We start from the raw sequence: 9,199 nt of genomic DNA, 5'->3' as shown, positions 1-9,199 counted from the left end.
GGTCGACGTCGGCCACGTCCTCGGGGGTCGCGTCGTACGGGAGGACGTGGACGTCCGCGCCGCGCTCGGTGAGCGAGGTGATGATCGAGCCCTTCGCGCCGCAGTCGAGCATCGCGACGTCGGCGGCGCCGCCGCCCTCGTGGACGGTCGGCTCGGTGACGGACACCTGCGCGCCGATGTCGACGTGGTCGCTCATCGGCTCGCACGCCTCCATCTCCGCGACCGCGTCTTCGGGGGCCACGTCCGGACCGGCGGCGATCCCGCAGGCCATCGCGCCCTCCTCGCGGACGGTCGTGACGATTTCGCGGGTGTCGACGTGGTCGACGGCGGGGACGTCCTCGCCGGCGAGCCACTCGGCGACGTCGTCGGTCAGCTCGCGGGCGATCGCCGCGCGCGGCTGGACCGACTCGGACTCGAATCGCTCGGTTCGGACGCCGTAGTTCCCGATCAGCGGGTACGAGAAGGTGAGTATCTGTTCGGCGTAGGAGGGGTCGGTGAGCGACTCCTCGTAGCCGGTGTACGCGGTCGTGAACACCAGTTCACCGCGGGTGCGCCCCGGCGCACGGGCGCGCGCTTCGAGCACGCGTCCGTCGGCCAGCGCGATATAGGCGTCCGACATTACGAGAAACGTACGCGCAAAGGGTAATAAATGCGTCGTTCGTAGATTCGTTACGATATTCGTAACGAGTAAGTCGCCGGGGTGAATGGTTCGGGTATGGACGACCTCGATCGCCGGATCCTCTCGATCCTGCGCCGGGACGCGCGAACCCCGTACACGGAGATCGCCGACCGAGTCGGCACCTCGGAGGGGACCGTGCGCAACCGCGTCGACCGCATGACCGAGGAGGGGATCATCGAGCGGTTCACCGTCACGACCCGCACCGGCAACGTGAAGGCGATGATCGAGATCTCGGTGGAGATGAACGTCGACACCGCCGCCGTCGGCGATCGGATGGTCGAGTGGGAGGAGGTGGACTTCGTCTGGCAGGTCTCCGGCGAGGAGGACGTCGTGCTCGTGGTCGACGCCGTCGACACGCGCGCCGTCAACGAGCTGATCTCGCAGGCCCGCGAGATGGACGAGGTGAAGTCGACCAAGACGCGGCTCATTCTGGACGAGCGACTCGGCTGATCCGGGTCGGTCAACCAAGTTGCCCGCGCCGGCGCCGTCGCTGGCGGGCGGAAAATAACGGAGAAAATTCGGACGAACGACGCCCCGTCGCCGGGAGCGACGGACGTGAGTCGTCTATTCGAGCGTACCCTGAGTGACGAGCGTGTCGTCCTCCAGGTAGTGCTCGATGTGGTGGCCGTGCTCCTCGACGTCCATGAGGACCTCGCGGAGCTGCTCCTCGGTGTTGTAGTCGCCGAGGTTGTTGGCGAGCTGGATGTGCTCGCGGAGCATCTCGGTGATGTCACCGAACATCTCCAGGTCGTTCGCCAGCCCCGTCCTGATGTCGTAGGCGTCGGCGTCCTCGGGGCTCACCGGGGCGTGCTCCTCGTAGTTCGCGCCGCCCGACAGCGGCACGCCGCCGAGCGCCTGCGCGCGCTCGGCGATCACGTCGGCGCCCTCCTCGAGGTCCTCGGCGACCTCGCCGAGGTAGACGTGGATGTCGTGGAACTCGGCGCCCTCCACGAGCCAGTGGTGCTTCTTGATCTGATGGTACAGCACGTACGTCGCCGCGAGGTCGGTGTTGAGCGCGTCGACGAGCTGCTCGGCCTTCTCCTCGGGAACGCGGAGCGCTTCGCTCTCGTGGACGTCGCCGTAGCGTTGACGTGCCTCTTTCTGGGTGCTCATGTCTACCTCTACGTACGCGCGCGGGGCACTTAACTGTTTTCACGATGGTAATCAGATTTTAGTTTTCAAAAAATTATTTTTCTGTATTGTTCACGGCACCGACGAGTTCGCGCTGCTCGGCGAGCACGGTCCGGTCCAGCGTGGCGATCAGGTCCCGCTCGCCGCGGCCGAGTTCGGCGGCGACTCGACCGTCAGGGCGGGCGACGAGAGAGTTACCGGCGTAGCGGCGGCGATCGTTCCCGCGTTCGCCCCCCGACGCTGTCCCGCGTCCCGTTCGTCCGGCGCCGACTACCCACCGGACGCCGTCGAGGGCGCGCGCCCGGAGGAGGAGCCGCCAGTTCTGCGCGTGAGCGGCGGGCCACGCGCCCGCGACGAACAGCGCGTCGACGGCGCGGTCGGTGAACCACGCGCTCTCCGCCACGAAATTCAGGTCGTAGCAGGTCAACAGGCCGGTCCGACCGGCGGGGGTGTCGACCACGACCCGATCGGTGCCGGCGTCGACTCGCTCCGCCTCCTCGCCCCACGGGTGTCGCTTCCGGTAGACTGCCGCCCGCTCGTCCGGGGCTCCCGCGCCGCCGGAGAGGGTGCCGGCCGGCGGCACGTACGCGGTCGCGTTGAACAGCGCGTCGCCCGCGCGCTCCGCGTACCCCGCCGTCAGCGCCACGTTCCCTTCGTCGGCGACGTCAGCGAGCCGGTCGAGCGCCGCCTCCCGCTCCAGCGCCGCCTCGCGCAGCCGGTCGTCGTCGACGAACCCGGTCAGCGCGTACTCCGGGAAGACTGCGACGTCGACCCGGTCGGGCAGGGCGGCGACGCGGTCGCGGAGGCGGCCGAGGTTGCTGCCGACCGCGAGGTCGTCGACGGCGATCTGCGGCACGGCGACGATCGGCCCGTCGTCGGGATCGTCGGGAGCGTCGGGATCGATCACGGGGACCGATTGGGCGGACGGCGGAATAAACGAACGGGGGCGCCCGCGAAGGGAAACGTCTTAATGGACTACGCGCGCAGTTCGTGGTGTATGAGCAACGGCGACGACGACCCGGCCGACGCCTCCGAGGAGGCCGACGCCGCGGACGACGCGGAGGAGGCGGGGGGCGCCGGCGAGTCGACGGACGCGGCCGCCGCGCCGACGCTTCCGGACGAAGCGACCGAGGACTCGCTGAACGAGTACCTCGACGAGATCGCGGCGCTCCTCGACGACGCCGAGACGGAGGCGGACCTCGACGACGTCGACGCCCTCCTCGACGACGCCGAGGCGGGGATCGAGGAGGCCGACCTCCCCGAGCCGGACGAGGACGACGAGGACGCGGACGACCCGCGCGGCGACCTCGAGGACCGGGTCGCGGAGCTCCGCGAGGGCGTCGAGGAGGCGCGCGGCCCCTACGCCGAGGACGTCGTCGACGCCATCGAGAGCGCCGCGGCGACGCTCGAGGAGACCGAGTGGACCGCCGACGGCCGCGACGACGCCGCCGACGCGGTGACGGCCTTCGTGGAGGCGGCCGCGGACGCCGTCGACGACGAGGTCGACGCGGACGCTATCGAGACGGACCCGGACGCCGCAGACGACGCGCCCGCCGACGCGGAGAGTGACGCGGAGAGTGACGGGAGCGGGACCGACGAGGACGACCGCATCGACGCCCTCGTCTCGGCGCTCGACGCGGTCGCGGCGGGCGTCGCGGACGCCGACCTCGGCCCCGACGACGACGCGGCGACGATCGCCGCCCTCATCGAGGCGACCGACGCGCTCGAGTCCGGGCTCGACGACGCCGAGGAGTGGGACGACCTCGAGACGCACGAGCAGCTCCGCGCCGAGGGGTACTACGACGTGCTCGGCCACTACAAGGACTTCCCGGTGGAGTGGGCCGCGCTGAAGGAACACGAGGCGCGCGGCAACGTCGACATGATCCTGCTCGCGCTCCACTCGCTCACCTCCGACTTCATGGAGCGGCACTGCCTCGAGGCGTTCGAGCGCATGGGGAAGCGCGGGAAGACCGAGGCCTCCCTCGAGGAGCTGCTCGGGCGCGCGGAGAAGCGCGACCAGTTCGCGATCCGCATCCTCGGGAAGATGGCCGCCGGCGAGGCGACCGAGACGCTCGTCGAGTACGTTCCGGAGAACTCGAACCCGCAGCTCCAGAAGGCGACGTTCAAAGCGCTCGGCGAGATCGGCGCGAGCGAGGCGGTCCAGCCGCTCGCGGACGCGCTCGTCGACGACGGCACCGAGGAGCTCGTCCGTCCGCACGCGGCTCGCGCGCTCGGGCTCATCGGCGACGCCCGCGCGGTCGACCCGCTCGCCGACGTGCTCGCCGGCGACGGCTCCGACGACGACCGCGCCGCGGCCGCCTGGGCCCTCCGACAGATCGGCACCCGCGAGGCCCTCGAAACCGTCGCCGAGTACGCCGACGAGCGCTCGTTCCTCGTCTCGACCGAGGGCGAGAAAGCGCAGCGCTCGCTCGACGCGGCGTCGGCGACCGCCTGACTCGCCGGCCTGACCGTCGGGCTGAACGACCGACCCTTCTTGTCCGATGCCGCGGGGAGACCCCCCGTGTCGCCCGGATCGACTCGTCTCGATAACGCCGCCGTCGCGAGGGTCTCGACCGCGAGCGCGGTCGCCGTCGCCCTCGGACTGCTCCTCCTGACGGCCGCCGCGCCGGTCGCGGCGGCGGGCGGCGCCGGCTCGACGGGCGCCGAGTCCGGCTCTGGACCCGCCGTCGCGCAGCCAACCCACGAGTCGAAGAACCGGACGCTCGTGGCCGAGCAGCCCCGGATACTCGAATTGTTCCCGAATCCGACGGCGGCGGAGAACCGCGGCGAGTACCTCGTCGTCCGGCTCCCCGAGCGCGGGAACTGGTCGCTCTCCGACGGCTACCACGAGGCGGACGTTCCGGCGAACGCGAGCGGCGTCGTCGCGCTCTCGATGGACCCCGCGAACGCGACGACCCTCCTCGACGACGACACCGCGGTCGGCGTCCACGGCGCCCACGACGGCGGCGCCGGCACCCCCGAACTCCGCGCGCTCGACGACCACTTCCCGCTCGCCGCGTCCGGCGACCGGATCGAGCTCCGCCGGAACGGGACGACGGTCGCCGTCGTCGACTACGACCGCGCGCCCGAGGGACACCGCTGGCGCGCGGACTGGGGCGAGTGGCGGCCGCGGGGGTACGAGCGCCGGTCCGCGACCGAAAGGGCGAACGCGACCGTGCGGCCGTTCGTGTTGCCGGACAGCCCGGGCATGCCGGTCGAGCCGCTACGGGGAGCGGAGCGCCGACTGCTGCTCGCCGGCTACACGCTGGGGTCCGAGCGCGTCGCCGACCTGCTCGTCGCGGCCGCCGATCGCGGGGTCGAGGTGCGCGTCCTCGTCGAGGGGTCGCCGGTCGGCGGGTTCTCCGCGCGGAGCGCCCGGCTCCTCGACCGGGTCGCCGCCGCCGGCGTCGAGGTGCGCGTCCTCGACGGCGACCCGGAGCGGTTCCGCTTCCACCACGCGAAGTACGCCGTCGCCGACGACCGCGCGGTCGTCCTCACGGAGAACTGGAAGCCGTCCGGCACCGGCGGTCGGACCAACAGAGGGTGGGGGGTCGTCACCGGGACGCCCCGGTCCGCGACCGCCGGCGCGACGGCCGCGGACGACCTCGCCGCCCTGTTCCGGGCCGACGCCGCGGCGTCCGACGCCCGGTCGTGGGAGGCGTTCCGCGCGGGGACCGAGTTCAGCGAGGGTGACGCGGCGACCGGCGGCTACCCGACCCGCTTCGAGGCGCCCGCGTCGACGGCGGCGGACGTCGAGCTCCTGACCGCCCCCGGTAACGGCGCCGACCGCTTGGTCGAGCGGATCGACGCCGCGGACGACCGCGTGCTGGCGCTCGTCCCGCGGACGGGGGGCCCGGAGAACCGCCTCGTCCGGGCGCTCCGGCGGGCCGCCGAGCGCGGCGTCGACGTCCACCTGCTGCTGTCGAACGCGTGGTACGACCGGGAGGCGAACCGCGCGCTCGTCGAGGCGCTCGCGGGCGAACCGATCGAGGTCGCCGTCGCGGAGCCGCGCGGCCGATACGGGAAGGTCCACGCGAAGGGCGTCGTGGTCGACGACACGGCGATCGTCGGGAGCCTCAACTGGAACGCCGGCGCGGCGACGGAGAACCGGGAGGTGCTGCTCGCGGTCGAGGACGAGGCGGTCGCCGACTTCTACGCCCGGGCGTACGCGGCCGACTGGCGCGGCGGCGGGATTCACTTGCCGCTCGGGATCCTCGGCGGGCTCGGCGCCGCGCTCGCGGGTGCCGGCGTCGCCGCTCGTCGGGAGGTGACGTTCGCGTGACGAGCGCGCGTGGAACGGGGCGCGAAAATCGGGTTACCGTTGCGGTCAGTCGTCGAGCGCGGCCGTCGACGAGAGCGCCTCGTCGATCTCGGCCTCGGCCATCTTCTCGACGAGCGTGTCGATGACGGCGCTCCGGCGGCCCTTCACGAACTTGATCGAGCCGACGACGAGGTGACCGCCGCCGGAGACGCCCGCCTCCGGGAGCTCGTCGTTCAGCTCGGTCACCATGTTCGGGATGTCCAGACGGACCCCGTCGGACCGGAGCACGCAGAAGTCCGGGCCGTAGCCGATCGTGATGACCGGGTCGCCCGTCTCCCGCACGCGGGTGTCGTGGAGCTCGCCGGTCGTCTTCCCGGGCGCCGGGTAGGTGAACCGGTGAGCGTACTCGTCGAGGTCGATCCGATAGAGGTGCGCGCCGGAGGCGAGCCGCTCGTGGTTGACGTGGTCGTCGAGGGCGTCGAGCTGCCGGGCGACGTCGCGCTCGGCGCGCTCGGAGAGGAAGCCGACCAGCTCTTCGTGGCGCTGTTCGTCCTCGCAGCCGACGTTCAGCGCGTCGTTGACGAGGGTCTTCCCCTCGGAGTAGCGCAGCCAGTGGGCGGCGTAGTCGAGCGCCTCGCCGATATCGAGCAGGTCGGACTCGTCGTAGCCGGCCGCTTCGGCGAGCGCGACGTAGTCGTCCATCGCCTCCGCCTTCGAGCGGTCTGAGAGCCCGGCGACGGCGGGGACGTGTTCGAGTTCCTCGGAGATCGACGGGTCGATCAGCCGCGCGAGCTCGACGCACATCATCCCCGTGGTGACCCGGTAGTCCTCGCCGTGGAGGTACGGGTTGACGTGGGCGTCGAGCAGCGGCTCGACCGCCTCGGGGTCGGGGTGGTGGTGGTCGACGACCGCGATGGGGATGTCGTAGTGCGCGAGGTTCTCGTAGGCGGGGACGTCCTCCTCGGTCGACCCGTTGTCGAGCATCAGCAGGAAGGGGAGCTTCTGGCCGTGGCGGGCGCGCCCCTCCAGCGCGAAGTTCAGGTCGCGGGTGACGTCCTCCATCTCGTAGTACGGCGCCTTGCTCGGGAGCCGCTTGAACAGGTGACGGGCCGCGTCGGGGTCCTCGTGCACGTCGCAGACGAAGTTCTCCAAGGCGAGCTGGACCGGGATCGCCGCGCACATCCCGTCGCCGTCGGCGTGGTGGCGAACGCGGATCGGGCGCCCGGCGAGAGCGGTCCGGCGGAGGAGCCGGGCCAGTTCGCGGAGCTCCTCGTGGATGGGCTCGAACGCCTCCCACTCGACGAGGGGGTCGACGTCGGCGGGCGCGGCGCGCTCGTCGAGCGCGTCCTCGAACCGCTCGCGGGCCTCCGCGGCGCGCTCGTCGGGGAGCTGTCGCAGCGAGTCGACCTCCAGCTGGAGGGCGTTCTCACGGGTCTCGACCGTCCCGCCGACGTGGACCATGTCGCCGACCGCGACCTCGGGGTACGCGCGGACGCCCGCCTCCTCGAAGGCGGCGCAGGAGACGACGCCGGAGGCGTCGGCGACGGCGAAGATCGTCGGGCCGCCGGTCTGTTTCGCCTGAACGACCTCGCCCTCGACGGTGACCTCGTCGCCCGGGGAGAGCCCGCGGACGCGCGAGATCGTCGGCTCGTGAGCGACGGTCTCGGTGCGGTAGTCGTCGAAGTCCTCGTCGTCGAACGCGACGTCGCCGTTCTCCTTCACCTCGGTGAGCCGGACGATCAGTCGGTCGCCGACGGCGTAGTCGCCGTCGATGTTCGACTCGTGGACGAGCCCGGAGAGGGCGTCCGAGACGTCGACGAAGACGCCGTAGTCGACGACGCCGTTGACTTCGGCGTGGTACAGCGCGTCGACCTCGGCGTCCGCGAGGGTGCAGTTGGGTGCTAAGTCGTAGACGGTCGGCCGGCCGTCGGCCGTCCCCTTCGCCGCGGCGGCGTCGGGTTCGGGGCTCGAATCGCCCCGCGTGCCGGAATCCCCGGCGGTGTTCTCGCTCATGGAATCCATTCGGGAACGGGCGGTGTTAAGCCTGTTCTCTCGCGTCTCCGCCCGTCTCGACGCGCTCGGCGCGCGGACCCGTCGTCGTCCGGTCCGGAACCCCTATGGGGCGACGGCGCCTTCGCTCGCGTATGCGACTGTTCCGCTCGGACGAGCTCCTCGGGATCGCCCGAGAGACGATGGAGTTCGTCCTCGAGGCGAGCGAGGAGACGCACCCCAACGAGTACATGGGGTTCCTCCGCGCGGACGACGCCCGAAAGCTCGACGTCGACCGAGACGGGCAGGTGATCACCGACGTGCTCGTCATCCCGGGCACGGAGTCGAACCCGACGAGCGCCAGCGTGCGAACGCACATGAAGCCGAACGACATGCGCGCCGTCGGGTCGGTCCACTCGCACCCGAACGGGGCCCTCCGGCCGAGCGCGGCCGACCTCGCGACGTTCGGACAGGGGCAGGTCCACATCATCGTCGGCGCCCCATACGGGTGGGGCGACTGGAAGGCGTTCGACAACGAGGGGAATCAGACGACGCTGGACGTGCTCGACGTCGAGGTGCCCGACGAGCACTTCTTCGACTTCACGCAGGAGGACATCGACAGCGAGCTCGTCGAGGAGCGCCGCGACGACGGTGGCTTCCTCTCGTGGTTCAGATGACGCGGGTCGTCGCGCAGGGGACCTTCGACCTGCTTCACCCGGGCCACGTCCACTACCTCGAGGACGCGGCGACGTACGGCGACGAGCTCCACGCCATCGTCGCCCGCCGCGCCAACGTCACCCACAAGCCCGAGCCGATCCTCTGCGCCCGCCAGCGGCGCGACATGGTCGCCGCCCTCGACGCGGTCGACGAGGCCCATCTCGGCGATCCGGAGGACGTGTTCGTCCCCATCGAGCGCCTCGACCCGGACGTTATCGTGCTGGGATACGACCAGCACCACGACGAGGCGGGTATCGCCGAGGCGCTCGCGGCCCGCGACATCGACTGTCGGGTCGAACGGGCGTCCGGCCGGGAGCCCCGACACGAGGACGAACTGCTCTCCAGCGGCGACATCGTCGATCGCGTCCTCCGGCGGCGCGGCCCGGGCGGGGTCGACGGCAACGGCTCACGCGAGAGCGGCG

At 71.5% G+C, this 9,199-nt stretch carries 9 protein-coding genes; 5 read left to right on the top strand and 4 right to left on the bottom strand.

From position 1 onward, the window contains the following. Nucleotides 1–619 (bottom strand): carbamoyl-phosphate synthase domain-containing protein (locus DJ81_RS06445; protein ID WP_275542426.1); only part of this gene is annotated, 619 nt, incomplete at its 3' end. 96 nt (nucleotides 620–715) lie between these two features. Between DJ81_RS06445 and DJ81_RS06440 the strand changes: the two genes are divergently transcribed. Next, on the top strand, nucleotides 716–1,129 hold the full coding sequence (locus DJ81_RS06440; RefSeq protein WP_094525807.1) for an Lrp/AsnC family transcriptional regulator: 414 nt from the start codon (nucleotides 716–718) through the stop codon (nucleotides 1,127–1,129). Nucleotides 1,130–1,243: 114 nt separating this feature from the next. Here DJ81_RS06440 and dpsA read toward each other — a convergent pair whose 3' ends face one another. Beyond that, nucleotides 1,244–1,792, bottom strand: a complete 549-nt coding sequence (gene dpsA / locus DJ81_RS06435) for a DNA starvation/stationary phase protection protein DpsA (RefSeq protein ID WP_094525806.1) — start codon at nucleotides 1,790–1,792, stop codon at nucleotides 1,244–1,246. A 73-nt stretch (nucleotides 1,793–1,865) separates the two neighbouring features. Next, nucleotides 1,866–2,717, bottom strand: coding sequence for a carbon-nitrogen hydrolase family protein (locus DJ81_RS06430; protein WP_249269095.1), 852 nt, complete (start codon nucleotides 2,715–2,717; stop codon nucleotides 1,866–1,868). A 90-nt stretch (nucleotides 2,718–2,807) separates the two neighbouring features. On the opposite strand from DJ81_RS06430, the gene DJ81_RS06425 reads away from it, so the two are divergent. Both DJ81_RS06425 and DJ81_RS06420 read left to right on the top strand, forming a co-directional pair. Beyond that, complete coding sequence (locus DJ81_RS06425; RefSeq protein WP_094589023.1) at nucleotides 2,808–4,265, top strand: HEAT repeat domain-containing protein; 1,458 nt, start codon at nucleotides 2,808–2,810, stop codon at nucleotides 4,263–4,265. 66 nt (nucleotides 4,266–4,331) lie between these two features. Beyond that, nucleotides 4,332–6,092, top strand: a complete 1,761-nt coding sequence (locus DJ81_RS06420) for a phospholipase D-like domain-containing protein (RefSeq protein WP_249269094.1) — start codon at nucleotides 4,332–4,334, stop codon at nucleotides 6,090–6,092. Between the two features lie 45 nt (nucleotides 6,093–6,137). Here the strand turns inward: DJ81_RS06420 and DJ81_RS06415 are convergent, their stop codons facing one another. Then, the gene (locus DJ81_RS06415; RefSeq protein ID WP_094525804.1) at nucleotides 6,138–8,084 is read right to left on the bottom strand and encodes a DHH family phosphoesterase; all 1,947 of its coding nucleotides are present in this window, start codon (nucleotides 8,082–8,084) and stop codon (nucleotides 6,138–6,140) included. 131 nt (nucleotides 8,085–8,215) lie between these two features. On the opposite strand from DJ81_RS06415, the gene DJ81_RS06410 reads away from it, so the two are divergent. Both DJ81_RS06410 and DJ81_RS06405 read left to right on the top strand, forming a co-directional pair. Then, nucleotides 8,216–8,737: a Mov34/MPN/PAD-1 family protein gene (locus DJ81_RS06410; protein WP_094525803.1), complete on the top strand. Its 522-nt coding sequence runs from the start codon at nucleotides 8,216–8,218 to the stop codon at nucleotides 8,735–8,737. After that, on the top strand, nucleotides 8,734–9,199 hold a 466-nt coding region (locus DJ81_RS06405; protein ID WP_141212547.1), incomplete at its 3' end, for an adenylyltransferase/cytidyltransferase family protein. The genes DJ81_RS06410 and DJ81_RS06405, both read left to right, overlap by 4 nt.

The sequence above is a fragment of the Halorubrum sp. Hd13 genome, from assembly GCF_002252755.1.
Lineage (GTDB): Archaea > Halobacteriota > Halobacteria > Halobacteriales > Haloferacaceae > Halorubrum.
Note: the sequence above shows the minus strand (reverse complement) of the source record. Positions and strands in the feature narration are given on the sequence as shown.